Below are 21,807 nucleotides of genomic sequence, written 5' to 3' on the forward strand. Positions count from 1 at the left end.
CCAGAACGTCCTCGTCGTCGTCGAGCAAAATCTTCTTCATCGGATAGCAATCTTCAAGGTCTCGGGCCGGTCCTCTCGAGAGCCGGTTATTCAAAGCCGGTCCTTCGAGGGACGGTGCCGTAGTCCAAAGAGGGGAGACAAGGAAACGGGCCGGGCAGGGGGGCTCCGGTCACAATGTGAGCTGAAGCGGGACATCGTCTCCGGCGGCGGTGGCGGCTGTTGCCAGCTACGCCACCGCTCCGGAGTCCGGTCAAACGCTGAGGTCCTTCTCGATGCCGGCGAGCTTGAGGCGCGCCATGGCGAGGTTGGACTTGCTCTTGTCCAGCACGGCGTAGATGAAGAGCGCGCCGTTGGAGGCCAAGGGACGGATGATGTGGTACTGCTTGCTGAGGGTGATGAGAATGTCCTCGATGTCGTCGGCCAGGTCGAGAGCCTTCATGGTCTTGCGCTTGGCGCGAACCACCTCGGTGTTGCCGGCGGCGGCCACCTCGAGGTTGAAGACGTCGGTGTTGCCGGCGGAGCCGAGCATCATTCCGCTGTCGCTGTCCACCACGCAGGTGGCTACAATCCCATCCAAATCCATGACTTGAGTCAGGCTCTCATTGACGTTGCTCATCGCGGTCTCCTTAATCCGAAAAATCTGCCGTTGGCGGCAGCAGGGGGTTTCTGTTGTTGGTCTGTCGTGTCGGGAATCGAGGACTCAGCCTCTATCGCCTGTTATAACAAGCAAGCGTTGTGCCAGGAGCGGGGAGGCTCCAGGCAGCCGCAAAAGGCGCCAATAGAAGGGGGTTTCCGGCCGTTGGGAATAATTTCAATTAATGGATTCTAGGACGGCTATGGAAATCCGTCCAAGATTCTTGGACAGCTTGGACGCCACCGGCGGCGTCCGGCGCCCAACCATGGGCTCCCAGGGGCTTCGCGGCCTAGCGGCCCGGGAGGCGGATCTGCAGCTGCTTGATGCGCAGATAGAGAGTGCTGCGGGGCATGTCGAGACGCTCGGCGGCGCGGCCCACGTTCCAATTCTCCGCGCGCAGGGCGGCTTCGATGGCGCCGCGTTGCTGCTCGATTCTGGGGCTGGCGACCTGGGAGTTGGCGGTGCTCTCTCCGGTGCCCAGGGGGTCTTCCGCGCTGGACATGGCGTCGAAGCGCAGATCCTCTCCATAGATCCTGCCGCCATCGGCGAAGAGGGCGGCCCGTTCCAGGACGTTGCGTAGCTCGCGGATATTGCCGGGCCAGCTGTAGCGGATGAGCGCCGCCTCGGCTTCCGCCGTCAAGCGCAGCGAGGAGCGTCCGAGATCGGAAGCGATGCGGGTGAGCAGCAGGGTGGCGAGCTCCGGTATGTCCTCCCGCCGGTGCCGTAGGGGTGGGACCAAGAGCTGAAAGGTGCTGACCCGGAAGAAAAGGTCTTCGCGGAAGGTGCTGCGCTCCATCTGGAGCCGCAGATCCCGGTGGGTCGCCACCATCAGCCGCACGTCGACGGTGCGTTCCCGCACCTCGCCGAGGCGCCGGAAGCGCTTTTCTTCGATCACCTTCAACAGCCGGGGCTGGATCTGGGGGTCGAGGTCGCCGATCTCGTCGAGGAAGAGGGTGCCCCCGTGAGCGGCTTCCAGCAGGCCGGCTTTCTGATCCACCGCGCCGGTGAAGGCGCCCCGGGCGTAGCCGAAGAGCTCGCTTTCGAGCAACTCCTTGCTCAACGCCGCGCAGTTGAGATCGACGAAGGGATGGGCGGAGCGCGAGCCGTTGTCGTGCAGCCAGCGCGCCAGGGTTCCCTTGCCCGAGCCGGTCTCGCCGAGGATCAGCACCGGGCTCTCCACCGTTGCGATGCGCCGCGCGTCCTTCTCCAGTTGACGAATGGCCTGGCTCGCGCCAAGAAAAGGATCGATGCGGCGTCGCTGCTCGACTTTGCGCTGGGCGTTGATCAGCCGTTGCTGGCGGCGGCCTTCCAAGGCCCGATCGAGGATCACCCGGAGCGCCGCCCCCTGCACCGGCTTGGTCAGGAAGTGCACCGCTCCCTCCTGCAGTGCCTCCACCGCCAATTCGATGGTGCCGTGGCCGGTGAGTACCACGATGGGGGTTTCCACCTCCAGCTCGGCGAGCTGCTCCAAGAGCTCGATGGCGTTGCCGTCGGGGAGACTGTAGTCCACCACCGCCACGTCGGGTTCATCGGTGGTGAGGGCGGTGAGGGCGCTGGCGCAATCGGAGCCGGTGGCGATGTCATAGCCATAGGTGTTGAGCAGGCGAGCCAGGCTGTCCCGGACCTCGTCGTCGTCGTCTACGATCAATACCTTGGCACCCCTCATCTTCGACCTTTCCTTCAGAGTCCTTCAGAGGCAATTCACAAACTCTGAGAATACCGCGTTTTGGGTTGCTGGCGGGAGCTTGTCCGGTGCCGGGAAAGGGGCCGGTGAAAGTGCCAATGAAAGTACCAGTGAGAGTGCCCCTGCCCGCTGCTTGCGGCGAGCTTCAGGATTTGCTACCTTCCTGTGCACCCGAAGGGTTCCGATGTCAGCGGCTTGCTCGATCCGACGCGGGCAGCCTGCGTTCGAAGGTCCACAGCGCTCTGGGAGGATTTGAGGTCTCGAGAAGGCCCTCCCGCGCGCGACAGCCGCTGTTCGGACGATCTGTTTACTATTTCTTCAACGAATGGAGGAGCCATGATCCTGCGAGTCTTCGGATGCGTCTGCTGTCTCGCCCTGGTGCTGTCGGCATTCCCCGCCGGGGCGACCACCGGCGTCGCCTTTGTGCACGGCACCGGCAACCAAAGCGATGCGCTCAACGACTATTGGACCAGTGAAATGGTCAACTCAGTGCGCCAGGGATTGTCGAATCAATCCAACTACACGATCATCAACTGTGATTTCGAAGAGTATATGTGGACCTCCGGAGCCGCCGGCTGCCTGGCGGGCTATCTCTACAATTTCATTACCAGCAAGGGTATCGACGACCTGGTGGTGATCACCCACTCCAACGGCGGCAACGTGATGCGTTGGATCCTCTCCAATCCCACCTGGGACAGCCGCTATCCCACCATCATCAACAACATCCGCTGGGTCAACGCTCTGGCCCCCTCCAGCGCCGGCACGCCGCTGGCGGATGCGGTGATGAACGGCACCGTCTTCGAGGCCGCCGTGGGTTGGCTGCTGGGGTATCAGAACGACGCCGTGCGCATGCAGCAGACCAGCTGGATGGCGTCCTACAACGCCAACTGGCTCTACGGCACCAGCGGCCGGCCGGCACTGCCCAAGGGTTTCTGGAACGTGGTCGGTACCGATGTGGAGACCGCCATCTGGGACGGGGACAGCTACTGCGGTGGCTACACCCTCAACCTCGGGCTGGAAGTCACCCAGGCGTGGCTCAGCAGCTGCTCCGACGGCTTCCTGGAATGCTCCAGCCAGTCGGCGGCGGGCTACGTGTGGTTCTATGACACCGACTACACCGCCGGCGACGAGCCTCTGAGCCACAACCAGAGCCGCCGCAAGTGCTTCAATCTCGACGTCATTCTGCGCAACGATCTTTGAGGGGGGAACCGCGATGAAACTCAAGCAAGGAAGTCTCCAGCTCGTGTTCGCCGCCGGCCTGGTGCTGGCCCTCACCCTCTCCGCGGGCGCCCAGCCCGCCGGCCAGAGCGGCATCGCTCCGGCGCCGGTGGACCGTCTGCTCACCTCGCCCGGGGACGTAGTCTCCGGCAGCCTGGTCGCACCGCCGGAGTCCGTCGCCGGGCCGGCCATCGCCCGCGATCCGGTGGCCTTCAGCTGGCCGCTGCCGGCGGACCAGGCTCTCACCGAACCGACCCCCTTCGTGGCTCAGAGCCGTGAGTATTGGCGGGTCACCGACGCCCAGGGCCTGGCCGCCGGCGTCGAGTTGCCCATCGCCAGCGCCGGCGCGCTCATCCGCCTCAACCCCGCCGCCGATGCGGCGTGGTCCGAGCAAGTGGCCATCGATCCCAGCCAGCTGGTGATCTCCCGGGGTGGTGAGTCCTTCACCCAAGGGGAGGCCATGGAGCTGCTGGTGAGCGCCGAGCAGATGACCGCCGCCGACGCCCCGTTCCCCGCGGGTACCACCGCCTTCCGACTGAGCAAGGACCTGGGCGCTGGCACCATCACCCTGCAGGCTCCCGGCCTGACCGGGGCCAAGGGCATCTACGTGGTGCACGTGCTCGAGCCCGCCAGCAGCGTGGTGGCCTCGGTTTCGGCGGATCGGGTCAACTACTTCCACGGTGACTCGCTGGCGGTAACCCTGCGGCTCGACGGCGCCAGCGCTGAGAGCGTCCGCGGCGAGGTCATTTCGCCGGCGGGGCGCACCTTCCCGCTGAGCTTCGCTGCCGGCCCCGCCGGTCATCGTGCCCAGCTCGCCCTCGACGCCTTGGAGGCGCCGGCGGAGGGGCTGTGGCAGGCGGAGGTTTGGACCGTCGGCCGCGCCGGCGATCTGGCGGTGGAACGCGCCGCGCGCACCGCCTTCCAGGTCACCGTACCCACCGCCCGCCTGAGCGGCGCGGTGGAGATCGGCGGCAAGAGCGGAGAAGGCTTCCGCAACCTCACCGCCAAGGTCGGGGTGGAGACCGTCGCCGCCGGCCGCTATGAGGTCCGCGGAGTGCTCTACGGCACCGACGCTGCCGGACAGCTGCGCCCCATGGGCACCGCCCATAGCGCGGACTGGCTGGAGGCTGGAGAGGGTACCCTCAAGCTGCGCTTCCATCGCCGGGTCTTCGCCGAGAGCGATTTCGGTGCACCCTTCGAGGTGCGGGATCTGCAACTGCTGGATCAGGGCCGCATGGGACTGCTGGAAGAGCGCCAGCGCGCCTTCGTCGTCAGCCGCTGAGTCATAATGGGCTGGTAGACGCGAAGTCAACCGCTGGCAGCGCACCGCGCGCCAACCGTGTGAGCCGCTATCGCTAAGGAGCGCACTGTGACCTGCAAGCGCTGACTTCCGAGCTCCGGAATGGGATCCTTTCCTGTTCCGGAGCTTTGTTTTTCTGCGGCGTTCTAGTGCCGCGTTCTCGCGCCGCTTTCTTGAGGTACCATGGCCGCCGCACCGGCGTTCCGCCGGCCGCCGCCCCCATCTCTACGCGCCATGAGCCCTCCCACTCCGCATCTGACCGTCGTTGTACCCATGTACAACGAGGCCCGCCGCCTCGCCGGCCCCCTGCAGCGTCTGCGGGATTTCGCAGCTGCGAGCCCGCGACCGGTGGAGTTGCTCTTCGTCGACGACGGCAGCACCGACGGCACGGCGGAGCGGGTGGAGGAGTTTCTGCGCTCCCAGGAAGCCTTGGAGGAGAGTAGCTGGCGCCTGCTGCGCGGTGAGGCGAACCGTGGCAAGGGCCACGCCGTGCGCCGCGGCATGCTCGCGGCCCGGGGGGAGCGGATTCTGTTCACCGACGTCGATCTGTCGACCCCGCTTTCGGACCTCCCCAAGCTCAGTGGTGCCCTCGAAAGTAGCGTCGCGGTGGCCATCGGCTCCCGGGCTCTCGCCCAGTCGGAGATCCTGCGCTCCCAACCCCTCTACCGCAGCCTCGGCGGCAAGGGCGTCAACCTCTTCGTCCGCGCCCTGGCGGTACCAGGCGTCCACGACACCCAATGCGGTTTCAAGCTCTTCACCCGCTCTGCCGCCCAAGAAATCTTCCGCCGCGCTCGCCTGGACGGCTTCTCCTTCGACATCGAGGCTCTCTACCTCGCCCGCTCCCTGGGCTACCGCGTCGCCGAGATCCCGGTGACCTGGAGCGACGTCCCCGGCTCCAAGGTCTCCCCCCTGGCGGACGGCCTGCGTCTGCTGGGGGATCTGGTGCGCATCCGGTGGTGGGGGCTGCGGGGCCGGTACCGAGCCTAGTTACGGCTGCCTACCCGAACCGCGGACGGAAAAGCCTCGCGTTGTCTGTCACCTTTTTTAGAGATTTCCGAGAGGACACGCTTCTCGCGGTTGCCTACCCGAACCGCGGACGGAAAGTCCCCGTGGCGTCTGCCATCTTTCTGCACGGTTTCTGAGAGCGGGGAAGCTCTGCGAGGCTCTTCTGTTGTACAAGAGCCCTGGGAGTGCCGGCATCCTGCCGGCGGGGGGAGGGGGTTCAGCATCCCGAGCCGGCTACAAGCTGGCGCTCCCAGGAGAGCTTGCCAAGGGGCCAACCAGTGGGTCCTGCCTGTGGATGGGGGCGGAGGACCCTCAGCGTTTGGGCTCGGAACCGGGAGTGGGGTAAGGTTCGGGCTTCACCGGAGGTCCTTCCTCTCAAGCACCACTCTCAAGCATCACCCCCAAGCACTGGCCGGAGATTCAGCAGATCATGTCCGAGCTCGACGAACAGATCCAAAATCGGCGCGACAAGCGGCAGGCGTTGCTCGACGCCGGCGTGGCGCCCTATCCCAATTCCTTCACCTACGACCTGGAGCCCTCCGGGGTGCATGGGGCCTACGGCGAGCGCACCGCCGAGGAGCTGGAGGAGGCGGCGCTTTCCTTCACCGTGCCCGGGCGCCTCAAGGCGTTGCGCAAGCACGGCAAGATCTACTTTCTGGACTTGGTGGACGGCAGCGCCAAGCTGCAGGTGCTGGTGCGGCGCAACAAGCTGCCGGAGGATTCGGCGGCGGTGCTGGAGCATTTGGACCTGGGAGACTACGTCGGCGCCCGGGGGCCGCTGCTGCGTTCCCGCACCGGCGAGCTGACGATCTTCGCCGAAGAGCTCACCCTGCTCTCGAAAGCCCTGCGGCCGCTGCCGGAGAAATGGCACGGTCTGAGCGATCAGGAGACTCGCTACCGTCGGCGCTATCTGGACCTGCTGGTCAATCCCGAGTCCCGCAGCGTCTTCGAGGCCCGGGCCAAGATCGTCCAGGGGATTCGGCGGCATCTCGACGCCCACGGCTTCCTGGAGGTAGAGACGCCGATGATGCAGGCCATCGCCGGCGGCGCCACCGCCCGGCCGTTCATTACCCACCACAACGCCTTGGGCCTCGAGCTCTACCTGCGCATCGCGCCGGAGCTCTACCTCAAGCGGCTGCTGGTGGGAGGGCTGCACCGGGTGTACGAGATCAACCGCAACTTCCGCAACGAGGGCATCTCCACCCAGCACAATCCGGAATTCACCATGCTGGAATTCTATTGGGCGTATGCGGATTACAAGATTCTGATGGACTTCACCGAAGAGCTCCTCGTCGATCTGGGCCGCACCGTCGCCGGTGGTGAGACCCTCAGCTGGCAGGGAGAGGAGATCTCCCTCGCCCGACCCTGGGCTCGCTACACCATGAAGCAGGCGGTGGCGGAGCTGGGGGGCGTCGATGCGGTGAATCTCGACGATCTGGAGGGGCTGCGCAAGGAGCTGGCGGCACGGCAGATTCCCGAGCCTCCCGGCGGCACTTACGGCCACTGCCTGATGACTCTCTTCGAGGAGACGGTGGAGGATCAGCTCTTGAACCCCACCTTCATCACCGACTATCCGGTGGAAGTCTCGCCGCTGGCCAAGCAATGCCCAGATAATCCCTCGTTCACCGAGCGCTTCGAGCTCTACATGGGAGGGATGGAGATCGCCAACGCCTTCACCGAGCTCAACGATCCGGACATCCAGGCTCAACGCTTCCGCCAGCAGCTGGCGGCCAAGGAGGCCGGCGACGACGAAGCCCACGCCTTCGACGAGGACTATGTGCGCGCTCTGGAGCACGGCATGCCGCCGGCGGGCGGCGAGGGCATTGGCATCGACCGCCTGACCATGCTGCTCACCGACAGCTCGTCCATCCGCGACGTCATCCTCTTCCCGCTGCTCAAGCCGGAGGCTGAAAAGCCTGAAGCCGAGAAGCCGGCGAATGACGAACCGGGGGACGGCGCCGAGGCGCCCTCCAACTCGGAAGCCGGCTCCGAAGATCAGTAGCTCTTAGCCTATGGCGTCCAAGCTTCTCCTGCGCCCCTTGCCGTTTCCGGTACAGCTCGCTCTGCGCTATCTGCGCAGCACCCGGCGCGATGCCTTTGTCAGCTTCCTATCGGTGGTGGCAGCCTTGGGCATCGCCGTCGGTGTGGCGGCGCTGGTCTTGGTCTTGGCGGCACTCTCGGGGCTCCACGAGCAGCTCCTGGGGCAGATCCTCTCCGCCACGCCGCAGATGGAGGTCAATCTCGGGCCGGATTCCAACCCGGAAGCGGCGGTGGCGGCGGTGCGTGGGGTTCCAGGAGTGCAATCCGCCCAGCGGGTGATCCGCGGCCAGGGTTGGCTGGTGGTGGACGAGACACCTCAGCCGTTGCGCATGGTGGGCTTCGAAGGCGAGCTGCCGCCGTCCTTCCCGCGGGCGTCGGCCCGCGGCGGCGGCCTCTATGTCTCCGAGAGCCTGGCCCGGCGCTGGGCCCTGGAGCCCGGCCGGCGGCTGCAGCTGGTCTCCCCTCGGCCGACCTTAGGCCCCCTGGGACCGCAGCCGCGGATCCGCACCTTGGCCTTGACCGGCACCTTCGAGAGCCACGTCACCGACGAGCTGGAGCGCGCCGCCCTGCCCCTCGACGTGGCGGAGAGCCTCTTGGGCCGCCGCGGCCGGCGCATCGAGATCGACGCCGGCGGCCTGGACGAGGCGCTGGCCCTGGCGCCGGCGGTTCAGGGAGCGCTGCCGCAGGGAGCGACCCTACGGACCTGGAAGGACCTCAACCGCTCTCTCTATTTCGTGTTGCGGCTGGAGAAGACCCTGCTCTTCGTCGCCGTCGGCCTCATCGTGTTGGTGGCGGCGCTGGCGCTGGTGGCGGATCTCGCCCTGGTGATCACCAGCAAGCGCTCGGAGATCGGCATGTTGGGCGCCATGGGGGCGACTCCGGCGACCCTGCGCCGGGCCTTTGTGCTCCTCGGCTCGCTCCTCGCCGGCGCCGGCCTGACGCTGGGGGCCGTGGCGGGCATCGGCGGTGCCTGGGCGCTGGATCACTACCGGCTGCTGCGGGTTCCGGGGCAGAGCATGTTCGTCGACTACATTCCCTTCCACGTCGCCGCCGACGACCTGGCGCTCGTCCTGGTGATCACCGTCGCCCTGGTGCTGGCGGCTTCTTTCTATGCCGCGGGGCGGGCCGCCGCGCTGCGGCCGGTGGAGGCGTTGAAACGATGAGCGTCGCCGTTCGAGCTCACGGTCTGCGCAAGACCTACCGCGACGGGCTGCGGGAGGTGGAGGTGCTGCGCGGGGTGGATCTGGACATCGAGCCCGGGGAGCTGCTGGCGGTGGTGGGGCCGTCGGGCTCGGGCAAGAGCACTCTGCTGCATCTGCTGGGGGGGCTGGATCGACCGGATTCCGCGACCGATGGGAACGGCGGCAGCATCCAGATCGGTGGCGAGGATTTGGGCACCCTCAACGATCGCCGCCTGGCTTCCTTCCGCAACCGCACCATCGGATTCGTGTTTCAATTCCACCAGCTGCTGCCGGACTTCACCGCGGTGGAGAACGTCATGCTGCCGGGGCGCATCGCCGGCCGGTCGCCGGCCCGGACCTATCGCGCCGCCTGCGAGCTGCTGGAAGAGGTGGGGTTGGGGGAGCGGTTGGAGCACTTTCCGAGCCAGCTCTCCGGCGGCGAGCGCCAGCGGGTCGCCCTCTGCCGCGCCCTGCTCCTGGAGCCGCCGCTGCTGCTGGCGGACGAGCCCACCGGCAACCTCGATCCGGTGAGCGGCGAGCGGGTGCTGAGCCTGCTTCTCGATCTGCACGCCCGCCACGGCACCACGGTGGTGCTGGTCACCCACAACCCGGAGGTGGCGGGGCGGTGTGGTAGAATTTCACGTCTAGAACGGGGTTTCCTGCATGCTCAATAGCCTGGATCTCAACAACTTGGACGACAGTGTGGTCCGCAGTCCACACCCGAGTCCAAGCTCTCGTCCAAGCCGCTGTCGAGGACACCGTCTAGGCCCTGTGATCGTCCACTCCCCCCGACCGCCATTCAGGAGTCCCTGAACAGTGTTCGAAAAGTACAACGAAAAAGCCCGCCGCGCGCTCTTCTTCGCCCGCTACGAGGCGAGCAAGCTGGGCAGTCGGGTGATCGAGTCGGAGCACATCCTCCTGGGCATCCTGCGCGAGGGGGAGGAGACGGTCAACGAGATCTTCAAGCGCTTCCAGGTCAAACCCGAGGAGGTGCGTCGGGAGATCGAGGGCGAGCGGGTCTTCGTGGAGCGCATCAGCTCTACCGCCGAGCTGCCGCTGTCGGAGGAGAGCAAGAAGGTCCTGGCCTACGCTTCCCACGAGGCGGAGAGCATGCTCCACGCCACCGTCGGCTCCGAGCATTTGCTCATCGGCCTGCTGCGGGTGGAGGGGGCGGTGGCCATGCGCATCCTGGCGCAATTCGGCCTCGACGTGTACACCGTTCGCGAGGAGGTGCTCAGCATCGTCAAAGAACGAGAAGCCGCGGAGCAGAAGAAGGAATTGCCCTTCCTTTCGGAATATGGGCGCGACCTGACGGCGCTGGCCGTGGAGGGGGCCTTCGATCCCCTCATCGGCCGCGAGCAGGAGCTCGAGCGGATCGTCCAGATCCTCTCCCGCCGGACCAAGAACAACCCCATCCTGCTCGGCGAGCCGGGCATCGGCAAGACCGCCATCGTGGAGGGGTTGGCCCAGCGCATCATCGACGGCCTGGTGCCCATCTTCCTGGCCCGCAAGCGCATCGTCGCCCTCGACCTCTCCCTCATCGTCGCCGGCACCAAGTACCGTGGCCAGTTCGAAGAGCGTCTCAAGGGCATCCTCAAGGAGCTGCGGGAGAGCGACGATCTGGTGGTCTTCATCGACGAGATCCACTCCCTCATCGGTGCCGGCTCCGCGGAGGGCTCGTTGGACGCCGCCAACATCTTGAAGCCGGCCCTCTCCCGGGGCGAGATCTCGTGCATTGGCGCCACCACCCTGAAGGAATACCGCAAGTACATCGAGAAGGACCGCTCGCTGCTGCGGCGCTTCCAGGCGATCCAGATCGAGCCGCCGACGGAGGAGGAGACCCTGGAGATCCTGGAGGGGATCAAGGATCGCTACGAGGCCTTCCACAAAGTCTTCTACACCCCCACCGCTCTGCGCACTGCCATCTACCAGTCGAGCCGCTACATCTCCGACCGCCACCTGCCGGACAAGGCCATCGACGTCATCGACGAGGCCGGCGCCCGGGTCAAGCTGCGGCGGGTCAAGGACACCCAGAATCTGCGCCGGCTGGAAAAAGAGATCCACGACGTGGTGCGGGAGATGAAGGGGGCCATCTCGGAGAAGAAGTTCGAGCGCGCCGTCTACCTGCGGGAGCGCGAGATCGAGCTGCGGGAAGACCTGGAGCGCATGAGCCGCATCACCGAGGACGAGGGCATCCTGGAGGTCACCGGCCGCGACATTGAGGCGGTGATCTCCTCCTGGACCGGCATCCCCGCCTCCAGCCTGCAGACGGAAGAGGCGGAGAAGCTGATGCACATGGAGGACACCCTGCGCCGCCGGGTGGTGGGGCAGGACCGGGCCATCAGCGCCATCAGCCGTGCCATCCGTCGTTCCCGCCTGGGGGTAAGCAATCCTCAGCGGCCGGTGGGCTCGTTCATCTTCCTCGGGCCCTCCGGGGTCGGCAAGACGGAGGTCGCCCGTCGGCTGTCGGAGTTCCTTTTCGGCGACGAGAAGGCCCTGGTTCGCTTCGACATGAGCGAGTACATGGAGAAGCACGCGGTGTCCAAGCTCATCGGCTCGCCGCCGGGCTACGTCGGCCACGAAGAGGGCGGCCAGCTCACCGAGCGGGTGCGCCGTCACCCTTATTCGCTGGTACTCTTCGACGAGATCGAGAAGGCTCACCCGGACGTCGCCAACCTCTTGCTTCAGATCCTCGAGGACGGCACCCTCACCGACGCCTACGGCAACCAGGTGGATTTCAAGAATTCTCTGGTGCTGATGACGTCCAACCTGGGAAGTAAGTTCGTTCTGCGGGGCGCCCGCATGGGTTTCGGGGACGACGACGACGGGGCGGATTTCCAGCGGATCGAAGAGGAGATCCTCTCCGAGCTGCGCCGGGCCTTCAGCCCCGAGTTCATCAATCGCGTCGACGAGGTCATCGTCTTCAACCCCTTGGGGTCGGAAGAGTTACGGGCTATCGTCGACATCCTGCTGGCGGATGTCAATGTCACCTTGGCGGAGCGGGGCCTGAGGGTCCGGGTCTCCACCGAAGCCAAGGAATGGCTCTTGGACAAGGCCGGCATCGACCCGTCCACCGGCGCCCGCCCGTTGCGGCGGACCATTCAGCGTCACCTGCAGGACGCGGTTTCCGAAATCCTCATCCACCACCACGGCGAGAGTATCGACCACATCGAGGTCACCGTCGTGGACGGGGAGCTTCACCTCGAAGAGAGCTCTCCGGAAGTGATCAGCAAGACGAATTGAGCTCGCGGTAGTACTGAGCCGACGAGCCGAGCGGGGGCTCCGGCGGTGGATTCCGCCGCCGGAAACAATCGAGATGGGCCCAACCGAGATGGATCGAGATGGATCAACCATGATGCGGTTTGCAACAAGACGATGGAAACGGATCTTCGCCCTGCTGGCGGTACTGGTGGCGATGGGGTGGCTGGCCGGCGAATCCCGAGGCAACCTGCCGAGCTTCGAAGGTCAAGAGATCGTCGAGGTGGAGTTCCGCAACAACCGGACCCTGGCGGAGGAGACTCTGCTCTATTACCTGGGCGTCGAGGTGGGGCAGCCGCTGGATCAGGGGCAGCTCAATCAGAATCTCAAGCAGCTTTGGGATACCCGCCTCATCGACGACGTGCAGGTGGAGGCGGAGGCTCAGGGGGACGGCGTCAAGCTCATCGTCACCGTCAGCGAGCGGCCGGTGATGCGCTCCATCGACTATGTCGGGCTGAAGCGGGTCAACCGCTCCGACATCGAGGAGAAGATCGGCGCCGAGCGTATCCAGGTCTACGAGGGCGACAGCCTGCGCCGCGGTGAGCTGCGGCGGCTGGAGCGGGCCATCGAAGAGCTCTACCAGGAGAAGGGCTACCGCTTCGCCGACGCCCGCTTCTCCCTGGAGGAGGTCTCCCCCGGCGAGCGGCGGGTGATCTTCACTATCGACGAGGGCAACCGGGTCCGCATCGAAGACATCCAATTCGAAGGCAACACGGTGTTCAATGACTGGCGCCTGCGGCTGGCCATGACCAAGACCAAGCAGTCGAGCATCCTGTGGTCGCCCCTCAAGCGGGACATCTACAATCCCGCCAAGCTCCAGGAGGATCTGGAGAAGGTGCGGGAGGTCTACCAGCGGGAGGGCTATAAGAACGTCACCCTCGGCGAGCCCATCATCGAGGTCCGCGCCACCCGCCCCAACGCCGCCACCCCGGACGCCCAGAAGCGGCGCATGTTCATCACCATTCCCTTGGAAGAAGGGGAGCGCTGGAAGTTCGGCGAGGTCACCATCGAGGGCAACAAGAAGTACAGCGACCAGCAGCTGCTGCGCGCCTTCGAGACCCGCACCGGCGATTGGCTGCGCTCGAAGAAGCTCGAGGAAGCGGTCACCGCGGTGGAGGACATCTACAAGAACACCGGCTTCATCGGCGCCCGCATCCAGCCCGAGGTCGTCGAGCGGGAGGAGCGCATCGCCGACATCATCGTGCACATCGACGAGGGCGACCAATTCCGCATCGGGCGCATCGACTTCGAGGGCAACACCCGCACCCGGGACAAGGTGCTGCGCCGTGAGCTGCGGGTCCAGGAGGGCTATCTGCTGAGTCTGCGGGCGATCCAGAACAGCCTGCTCAAGATCAAGCAGCTGGGGTACTTCAAGGTCGACGAGGAGGATCCGGTGCAGATCCTCAATGTCGACGATGAAAAGAAGACCATCGACCTGGTGATCAAGGGCCAGGAGGCGGACCGCACGGAGCTGCAGTTCGGCGGCGGTTGGAGCGAGTTCGACGGCTTCTTCGGTCAGCTCTCAGTGCGCACCCAGAACTTCCTGGGCCGCGGCGAGACCCTCGGCGTGCAGTACCAAGGCGGCCGGGTGCGCAATTACTTCGACCTCTCGTATTACATCCCCTGGTTCCGGGATCGTCCTCAGAACGTCGGCCTGCGCCTGTTCAGCCGGGAGGAGGATTACACCCTGCTCACCGGCCAGCGGCTGCAGCGCAACAGCGACGGCGGCTCCCTGACCTACGGCCGCAACCTCGGGCTGTTCCAGAGCATCAGCGCTACCTACACTCGCTCCGAGTTCTCCGACACCACCATCTTCCTCGACGCCGACGGCAATCCGGTGTCCTCGGACCTCAACTTCACCAGCTCCGCCATCCGGCCGGTCTACGTCTACAACAGCGTCGACAGCCCCTTCGAGCCCACCCGCGGCAAGAAGCTGACCGTGTCGGTGGACTACGCCGGCGGCGTTTTGGGTGCGACCCAGAACTTCGTCCGTCCCCAGCTCAACTACACCCAGTACATCCCGGTGACCCAGGGGCGGATCAAGACCGTCGCCGGCTTGAACGTCGAGGCGGGCTATATCGCCGGCTTCGACGACTACGAGCTGAGTCGCCTAGACCGCTTCTACCTGGGCGGTGAGAACAGCGTCCGGGGCTTCGACTTCCGGTCCATCTGGGTGCGCGACGAGAACGGCGAGACGGTGGTGGACGAGCTCAACATTCCCCTCGGCGGTGACCGCTTCTTCCAATTCAACCTGGAGTACCACTTCCTCACCAACAGCCCCTTCCGGTTCGTGGCTTTCCTCGATGGCGGCAACGTCTTCGCGGAGGACCAGAGCCTCGGCTTCGACGGCATGCGGTACAGTGCCGGCGTCGAAGCCCGGGTGTTGGTGCCCTTGTTTGGAGCGCCCCTGCGCTTCATCTATGCGCAAAACCTCGATGCATACGAGGATGACCGCTTCGATTCCTTCAAATTCAGCATCGGCGCTAGTTTCTAAACCTCGCCAGTTTGTGAACCTACAGGCCTATTTAGGAGACCGATTCATGTTCGCTAGAGTTCCCTTCGTGTCCGTCATCGTCCTCGCCGCCGTGGCCGTCCTGAGCCTCGCCGGGGCCACTCCCGCCGACGCCCAGGTCAAGGTCGCCGTCATCGACATCCAGAAAGTGCTCGCCGAGTCCGCCTCCGGCAAGGCCGCTCAGGCCGAGATCGAGGCGCTGCAGCAGGCCAAGCGCTCGGAGCTGGAGGCCAAGCGCCAGGAGCTCCTGGACCTGCGCAAGCGGGCCGAGGAAGGCGCTCTCTCCCTCGCCGAGGACAAGCTGGCGGAGCTCCAGAAGGAGTATGAGGACAAGGCCATCGCCTTCAAGCGCCTCGAGGACGACGCCAACCGCGAGCTGCAGAAGCGCGGAGAGCAGCTGATGGGCAAGATCGAGCGCCAGATCCTGCCGGTCATCAGCACCGTCGGGGAAGAGCAGGGCTACACTCTGATCTTCAACAAGTTCCAGAGCGGCTTGGTCTACGCCGACGACGCCGTGGACATCACCGCCGACGTCATCGGCCGCCTCGACGCGTCCAACGCCGGCGGCTGAGCGCCCGTCCAAGGTGCAAGACCGAGTTCCCGCTTCGAGCCCCCCGTCGTGAACACGTCGCAGAATTCCCCCTCCAGCCCCCGTGGTAACCCCGTCGGGGGCTTTCGCCTCGCCGAGCTGGCGGAGGCGGTGGGGGCTCGTGTGCTGGGGGATGGAGAGCGCCGGGTGCGGTCCATCGACACGCTGGAGGCGGCGGGGGAGGAGGACCTCTCCTTCCTCACCAGCCCGCGCTATCGCGCCCAGGCCCAAGCCAGCGCGGCGCAGGCATTGTTGGTGGGAGAGGATCTGGCGGATCCCCGCGCTGTCTTCCCGCACCGCGATCTGCTGGTGGTGGAGGATCCCTCCTACGCTCTGGCGGCTTTGATTCGCCTCTTTCACCCCCGCCGGGGCCGTCCCGTGGGCGTGCATCGCACGGCGGTGGTGGAGCCGGGGGCGGTAGTGGATCCTTCGGCCTCGGTGGGGGCCTATGTGGTCATCGGCGCCGGCTCGGTGGTGGAAGGGGAGGTGGTGCTGCATCCCGGAGTGGTGTTGGGGGAGGGCTGCCGGGTGGGAACCGGCAGCGAGATCCATCCCCACGCCGTGCTGTACGACGGCACCGAAGTGGGGCAGAATACGATCGTTCATGCCGGTGCGGTGTTGGGGTCCGACGGTTTCGGCTACGCCACTCGCCAAGGGGTACACCACAAGGTGCCCCAGGTCGGGCGGGTAATCCTGGAGGACCAGGTCGAGGTGGGAGCCAACTCCGCCGTCGATCGCGCCACCCTCGGAACCACCCGCATCGGTGCCGGAACGAAGATCGATAACTTGGTCCAGGTGGGTCACAATGTGGTGACCGGCAAGGGCTGTATTTTGTGTGGCCAGGCGGGCATCGCCGGTAGCGCCCGGCTGGGTGATTACGTCGTGCTCGGCGGGCAGGCGGGATCCGCCGGCCATCTGGAGATCGGCAACGGCGTGCAGGTGGCGGCCAAGTCCGCCGTGCTGCAATCCGTCGATCCCGGTCTCAAGGTCGGCGGCATCCCGGCGGTGGATCTGCGGCAATGGCGCCGGCAGGTAGTCGCCGCCGCCCGCGCCGGTGACGTGCAGCGCCGCCTGACGGCGTTGGAGCGCGCCTTCGAGGACGGTGAGGAGGATTTGGAGTGAGCGAGCAGGACGCAAAACACTGGGATAGCAGCTGGATCCGCTCGGTCCTGCCGCATCGGTACCCCTTCCTATTGGTGGATCGAGTGCTGGAGATGGAGCCCGGCAAGCGCATCGTGGCGCTCAAGAACGTCACCATCAACGAAGAATTTTTCGTCGGTCATTTCCCCAACCATCCGGTGATGCCCGGGGTGCTGATCATCGAGGCCATGGCCCAGGCTGCCGGCGTGCTGCTGGTGGCGGATCTGGAGGATCGGGCCTCGAAGCTGCTCTATTTCATGGGCATCGACCGCGCCCGCTTCCGCAAGCCGGTGGTGCCGGGAGATCAGCTGCGCTTTGAGATCGAGGTGCTGCGATTGCGCAACACCTTCTGCAAGGTGGACGCCAAGGCGCTGGTGGACGGCAAGCTGGTGGCGGAGGCGGTGCTCAGCTCCGGCATCGTCGACGCCGAAGGCTGAGGCGGAGGAGCGGCATGGCCACGGAGATTCATCCCACCGCCGTCGTCGACCCCGGCGCCGAGCTGGCGGACGGCGTCACAGTCGGTCCCCACGCGGTGATCGGCGCGGGGGTCACTATCGGCGAAGGTACCGAGGTCGGTGCCGCCGCCCACATCCAGGGGTCCACCACCCTCGGCCGGGAGAATCGCGTCTTTCCCCACGCGACCCTCGGCTTCGATCCCCAGGACCTCAAATTCGGCGGTGAAGAGACGCGGCTGGAGATCGGCGACCGCAACCACTTCCGGGAGTTCGTCACGGTCCACCGCGGCACCGGCCACGGCCGTTCCCTGACCACCGTCGGCAGCGACAACCTGTTCATGGTCTATTCCCACATCGCCCACGACTGCATCGTCGGCGACCGGGTGGTGATGGCCAATTGCGCCACCCTGGCGGGGCACGTGGAGGTGGAGAGCGACGCCACCATCAGCGCTTTCTCGGCGGTGCACCAATTCTGCCGCGTCGGCTGCCACGCCTACATCGGCGGCTACTCGGTGATCACCATGGACGCCCTGCCCTACGTCAAGACCGTCGGCGGCAAGCCCCTGGTCTACGGTCTCAACAGCATCGGTCTCAAGCGCAAGGGCTTCGACGGCGAAGCGCTGGAGCGGCTGCGCCGGGCCTATCGGCTGCTGGTGGAATCCAAGCTCAACACCACCCAGGCGCTGGAGCAGATTCGCCAGGAAGTGGGAGGGCACGATGAGGTGGATCACCTGGTGGCCTTCGTCGCGTCCGCCCAGCGCGGCGTGATCAAAGCGCGCCCGGGCCGTCGCGGTGGCCGGGGCGGTGAGGCGGCATCCCGATGAGCCCTATCCCGAAGAGCACCGCAGATCCCCTCCGCATCGGCGTCGTCGGCACCGGTGCTCTCGGCCGGCACCACGTGCGCATTCTGGCGGAGCTGTCCCGGGACGACGGGGACCGCACTCGGCTCATGGGCATCCACGACGCCCGGCCTCAGGTGGCGGAGGAGCTCGCCCAGGCCCACGGCACCCGGGTTTTTCCCGACGTCGCCTCGCTGGCGGACGAGGTCGACGCCATGGTGGTGGCGGTGCCGACGGTGGATCACGGTGCCGTCGCCCTGCCGCTCCTCGAGCGCGGCATCCACGTGCTGGTGGAAAAGCCCATCGCTCCGTCGCTGGAGGAAGCGGACCGGATGGTGGCGGCGGCGGGGGAGGACACGGTGCTGGCGGTGGGCCACGTCGAGTTCTACAACCCGGCGGTCCAGGCCCTCCTCGACCTAGGGGTGACCGCGCGCTTCGTCGAGATCCAGCGCCTCAGCCCCTTCACCCGCCGCAGCCTCGACATCGACGTCATCCTCGACCTGATGATTCACGATCTGCAGATCCTCCACGCCCTCGACCCGAGTCCGGTGGCGGAGGTGCGGGCCACCGGCATTCCGGTCCTCTCGCCCCTCATCGACATCGCCAACGCCCGGGTGGAGCTCGAGTCCGGCTGCGTCGCCAACATCACCGCCTCGCGAGTGTCGGCGGAGAAGGTGCGCAAGCTGCGGGTTTTCGGCACCAACAGCTACTCCTCCTTGGACTACCAGGAGCAGGAGATCAAGCGCTATCGGCTGGCCGCCGGCGGCGCTGAGCCGAAGATTCTGGAGGATCCGCCGAAGGTGACCCCCTACGAGCCCCTGAAGGCCGAAGCGGAGGCTTTCCTTCGCGCCTGCCGGGGGGAGGAGGGCCGCTGGGTGGACGGCGCCGCCGGGCGCCAGGCTCTGGCCACGGCCCTGTCGCTGGTGGCCGCCATCTGCTAATCTTCAGCTTCCGCTTCAGCGAGCGGTATCCCGACAGATCGCGGCTCCGATCTGCGCTCCCGGTGCGTCCCGCGCGCCCCGCAGACATCCTCCGAGCCGCAGCCCAAGGAGAATCAAGACCATGAGCGATATCAGAATTGGAGTCATCGGCGGCAGCGGCTTGTACGAGATGGAGGGGATGGAGGTGCTCGAAGAGCGCGCCATCGAAACCCCCTTTGGTGAGCCCTCCGACGCCCTCATCATCGGCCAGGTGGGGGGCAAGAAGGTCGCCTTCCTGCCGCGCCACGGCCAGGGCCATCCCCTGCTGCCCTCGGAGCTCAACTTCCGGGCCAATATCTGGGCCCTCAAGTCCCTCGGCGTGCAGTGGATCATTTCCGTTTCCGCCGTCGGCTCTCTGAAGATCGACTACGTGCCCACCCACATCGTAGTGCCGGATCAATTCTACGACCGCACCCGTCACCGCAAGGACACCTTCTTCGGTGACGGCATCGTCGGCCATGTCTCCCTCGCCGATCCGGTGTGCGCCAAGCTCTCCGGCTGCCTGGCGGAGGGTGCCCGCGCCGCCGGCGCCACGGTGCACGAGGGCGGTACCTATCTGTGCATGGAAGGTCCCCTGTTCTCGACCCGCGCCGAATCCGAGACCTATCGGTCCTGGGGCTTCGACATCATCGGCATGACCAACCTGCAGGAGGCCAAGCTGGCCCGCGAGGCGGAGATGAGCTACGCCACCCTCGCCATGGTCACCGACTACGACTGCTGGCACGAGACCGAGGACGACGTCAGCGGCCACGCGGTGATGGAAGTGGTGGCGCAGAACGTCAAGATGGCTCAGGAGGCTCTGCGCCACATCATCGGCCTGGTGCCGGAGCAGGAGGACAGCCCCTACAAGGGGATTCTGGCCCACGCTCTGATCACCGATCCGGAGAAGGTGCCGGCGAAGACCTACGACGCCTTGGAGCCGATCATCGGCCCCTACATGAAGAAGGCCGGCGCATGACCCGCATTCTGGTCACCAACGACGACGGCATTTTCTCCGAAGGCATCACCCTGCTGGCGGAGGCGCTGCAGGAGATCGGGGACGTCACCGTGGTGGCCCCGGATCGGGAGCAAAGCGCTTCCGGCCACTCCCTGACCCTCCACCGTCCGCTGCGCCTGCAGCGGATGCGGGAGGGCTGGTACTCCGTGGACGGCACCCCCACCGACTGCGTCAACCTGGCGGTGCTCGGCCTGATGAAGGACGAGCCGCCCCAGTTGGTGGTTTCGGGGATCAACTTCGGCCTCAACGTCGGCGACGACGTCACCTACTCCGGCACCGTCAGCGCCACCTTCGAGGGGAGCCTGCTGGGCATCCCGTCGGTGGCTTTCAGCCAGGAGGTGGCGGAGGGCTTCTCCTTCGCCGATGCCGCCCGCTTCGCCCGCGGTTTCGTCGAGGCGCTGTTGGCGGAGGACATTCCCGAAGACCTGCTGCTCAACGTCAACATCCCCGCCGGCGAGGTCCAGGGGGTGAGCTTCACCCGCCTCGGCCATCGGGTGTATAAGCAGTCGCTGGTGGAGAAGCGGGATCCCCGGGGGCGCAAATACTATTGGATCCACGGCACTCCCGAGTGGACCCCGGAGGAAGGCACCGACCACGAAGCCCTGATGGCCAGCCGCGCCTCCGTCACGCCCCTGCACCTGGACCTCACGGACTACCGCAGCCTGGAATCCTTCGGCGGTCTCGAGGGGCGGCTGGCGCAGCGCTTCGAGGTGGCGGCCCCTGGCTATGAGGACGGTCCCAAGGGCACCAAGCCGAAGGTCGACAAGGGGTCGGGAACCGAGGACTGAAGTCCGAGGCCGCAAGGGTTGGGAGCCGGTTGGAGCCGATGGGGAATCTGGAGACATGAGCGGGGTCGGGGAACGCTTTCAGCGCAAGCGCATGGTGGAGAAGCTCCAGCGCCGGGGGATTCGTGATCCGCGGGTGCTCCAGGCTCTCCAGGACGTGCCTCGCCACGAGTTTGTACGCAAGAATCTGCGCAACCAGGCCTACCAGCGCTTCGCTCTGCCATCGAGCTCCGACCAGACCATCTCCCAGCCCTACATCGTCGCCCGCACCACCGAGCTGCTGGAGCTCGATCCGGAGCATTCCCTGCTCGAGATCGGCACCGGTACCGGCTACCACACAGCGGTGCTGGCCCGACTGGTGCGCCGGGTCTACAGCCTGGAGCGAGTACCGGAGCTGGCCAAGGAAGCGATCCAGCGCATGCGGGCCATGGGCTACGACAACGTCAAGATCCAGATCTTCGACGGCACCGTCGGCTGGAGCGAGGTAGCTCCCTTCGACCGCATTCTGGTCACCGCCGGGGCCCCGGCGGCCCCCCGGCCGCTGCTCCAACAGCTCAAGGTCGGTGGCCGGCTGTTGATCCCCGAAGGCAGCCAGGAAAGACAACGGCTGGTGCTCTACGAACGGAGCGAGCACGGCTTCGAACGCAGCGAGGGGGAGCCGGTGGCCTTCGTGCCTCTCATCGGTCGCCACGGGTGGTAGAACCGCTGGCAATTCCTCAATCTCGAAACCTTCTCCCGGCGTTTTCGCCCCGTCTCTGGTATCCTTCCGCGGGTTCTCTTGTATCTTGTTTCCGGCCCTGTCCGCTCTGTGGGCAGCCTTCGAGCCGGTGTGCGGGGAGCCTCGACCCGAGGATGGCATGAGCAGCGAATCCGGCAATCATCAAACCGGCAGCCACGAGCTGGGCAGTCACGAAACCGCGACCTGCCTGGTGGTCGAGGGCCGCGTCCAGGGCGTCGGCTTTCGTTATTTCACCGCCCAGACCGCCCGCGAGCTCGGACTGCGGGGGACGGTGCGCAACACCAGCGTCGGCACGGTGGAGATCCAGGTGGTGGGGGAGCCCGGCCTGGTCGAGCAGCTGCGCCAGCGCGTGTCCCACGGGCCGCCCGCATCCCACGTCCAGCGGGTGGTGGTGTTGCCCCTGGACAAGCCCCCTGCCACCCGGTCGTTCGACATCATCCGCTAATTCTGA

General features: G+C 66.1%; 19 protein-coding genes. 17 read left to right on the forward strand and 2 right to left on the reverse strand.

All coding sequences use genetic code 11. The annotated features are described in order from the left end of the window. Positions 1–250: 250 nt before the first annotated feature. Together SX243_16845 and SX243_16850 are read right to left on the reverse strand one after the other, a co-directional pair. Entirely contained in the window at positions 251–616 is a 366-nt protein-coding gene (locus SX243_16845; protein ID MDY7094641.1) for a hypothetical protein, read from the reverse strand. Positions 617–923: 307 nt separating this feature from the next. Next, a complete protein-coding gene (locus tag SX243_16850; protein ID MDY7094642.1) occupies positions 924–2,300 on the reverse strand; it encodes a sigma-54 dependent transcriptional regulator in 1,377 nt (458 codons plus the stop codon). Positions 2,301–2,654: 354 nt separating this feature from the next. Between SX243_16850 and SX243_16855 the strand changes: the two genes are divergently transcribed. From SX243_16855 to SX243_16935, 17 genes are all read left to right on the forward strand, one after another. Then, complete coding sequence (locus tag SX243_16855) at positions 2,655–3,518, forward strand: hypothetical protein (protein MDY7094643.1); 864 nt, start codon at positions 2,655–2,657, stop codon at positions 3,516–3,518. Positions 3,519–3,531: 13 nt separating this feature from the next. Beyond that, a complete protein-coding gene (locus SX243_16860) occupies positions 3,532–4,818 on the forward strand; it encodes a DUF4785 family protein (GenBank protein MDY7094644.1) in 1,287 nt (428 codons plus the stop codon). A 201-nt stretch (positions 4,819–5,019) separates the two neighbouring features. After that, a complete protein-coding gene (locus tag SX243_16865) occupies positions 5,020–5,823 on the forward strand; it encodes a dolichyl-phosphate beta-glucosyltransferase (protein MDY7094645.1) in 804 nt (267 codons plus the stop codon). Between the two features lie 448 nt (positions 5,824–6,271). Continuing rightward, positions 6,272–7,843 (forward strand): lysine--tRNA ligase, encoded by a 1,572-nt coding sequence (lysS, locus tag SX243_16870; protein ID MDY7094646.1) that lies wholly within the window; start codon positions 6,272–6,274, stop codon positions 7,841–7,843. 10 nt (positions 7,844–7,853) lie between these two features. Next, a complete protein-coding gene (locus tag SX243_16875) occupies positions 7,854–9,044 on the forward strand; it encodes an FtsX-like permease family protein (protein ID MDY7094647.1) in 1,191 nt (396 codons plus the stop codon). After that, positions 9,041–9,736 (forward strand): ABC transporter ATP-binding protein, encoded by a 696-nt coding sequence (locus tag SX243_16880; protein ID MDY7094648.1) that lies wholly within the window; start codon positions 9,041–9,043, stop codon positions 9,734–9,736. The genes SX243_16875 and SX243_16880 overlap by 4 nt, the downstream gene beginning before the upstream one ends. A gap of 142 nt (positions 9,737–9,878) precedes the next feature. Further along, positions 9,879–12,305: an ATP-dependent Clp protease ATP-binding subunit gene (locus SX243_16885; GenBank protein MDY7094649.1), complete on the forward strand. Its 2,427-nt coding sequence runs from the start codon at positions 9,879–9,881 to the stop codon at positions 12,303–12,305. A 109-nt stretch (positions 12,306–12,414) separates the two neighbouring features. After that, complete coding sequence (gene bamA / locus SX243_16890; GenBank protein MDY7094650.1) at positions 12,415–14,814, forward strand: outer membrane protein assembly factor BamA; 2,400 nt, start codon at positions 12,415–12,417, stop codon at positions 14,812–14,814. Positions 14,815–14,860: 46 nt separating this feature from the next. Continuing rightward, positions 14,861–15,403 carry an OmpH family outer membrane protein gene (locus SX243_16895; GenBank protein ID MDY7094651.1) on the forward strand — a complete coding sequence of 181 codons (543 nt, stop codon included), beginning with the start codon at positions 14,861–14,863 and terminating at the stop codon, positions 15,401–15,403. Positions 15,404–15,451: 48 nt separating this feature from the next. Beyond that, positions 15,452–16,543, forward strand: a complete 1,092-nt coding sequence (gene lpxD, locus SX243_16900; protein ID MDY7094652.1) for a UDP-3-O-(3-hydroxymyristoyl)glucosamine N-acyltransferase — start codon at positions 15,452–15,454, stop codon at positions 16,541–16,543. Beyond that, the gene (fabZ, locus tag SX243_16905) at positions 16,540–16,998 is read left to right on the forward strand and encodes a 3-hydroxyacyl-ACP dehydratase FabZ (protein MDY7094653.1); all 459 of its coding nucleotides are present in this window, start codon (positions 16,540–16,542) and stop codon (positions 16,996–16,998) included. The genes lpxD and fabZ overlap by 4 nt, the downstream gene beginning before the upstream one ends. A 14-nt stretch (positions 16,999–17,012) precedes the next feature. Then, positions 17,013–17,840, forward strand: a complete 828-nt coding sequence (gene lpxA, locus SX243_16910) for an acyl-ACP--UDP-N-acetylglucosamine O-acyltransferase (protein ID MDY7094654.1) — start codon at positions 17,013–17,015, stop codon at positions 17,838–17,840. Beyond that, positions 17,837–18,796, forward strand: coding sequence for a Gfo/Idh/MocA family oxidoreductase (locus SX243_16915; GenBank protein MDY7094655.1), 960 nt, complete (start codon positions 17,837–17,839; stop codon positions 18,794–18,796). Before lpxA ends, SX243_16915 begins: the two co-directional genes overlap by 4 nt. Before the next feature lie 121 nt (positions 18,797–18,917). After that, positions 18,918–19,793 (forward strand): S-methyl-5'-thioadenosine phosphorylase, encoded by an 876-nt coding sequence (gene mtnP, locus SX243_16920; protein MDY7094656.1) that lies wholly within the window; start codon positions 18,918–18,920, stop codon positions 19,791–19,793. Continuing rightward, positions 19,790–20,620, forward strand: a complete 831-nt coding sequence (surE, locus tag SX243_16925) for a 5'/3'-nucleotidase SurE (GenBank protein MDY7094657.1) — start codon at positions 19,790–19,792, stop codon at positions 20,618–20,620. Before mtnP ends, surE begins: the two co-directional genes overlap by 4 nt. Before the next feature lie 55 nt (positions 20,621–20,675). Next, entirely contained in the window at positions 20,676–21,317 is a 642-nt protein-coding gene (locus tag SX243_16930; protein ID MDY7094658.1) for a protein-L-isoaspartate(D-aspartate) O-methyltransferase, read from the forward strand. A gap of 157 nt (positions 21,318–21,474) precedes the next feature. Further along, complete coding sequence (locus SX243_16935; GenBank protein ID MDY7094659.1) at positions 21,475–21,801, forward strand: acylphosphatase; 327 nt, start codon at positions 21,475–21,477, stop codon at positions 21,799–21,801. The last annotated feature ends 6 nt before the right edge of the window (positions 21,802–21,807 follow it).

This window comes from Acidobacteriota bacterium (assembly GCA_034211275.1).
GTDB lineage: Bacteria > Acidobacteriota > Thermoanaerobaculia > Multivoradales > JAHZIX01 > JAGQSE01.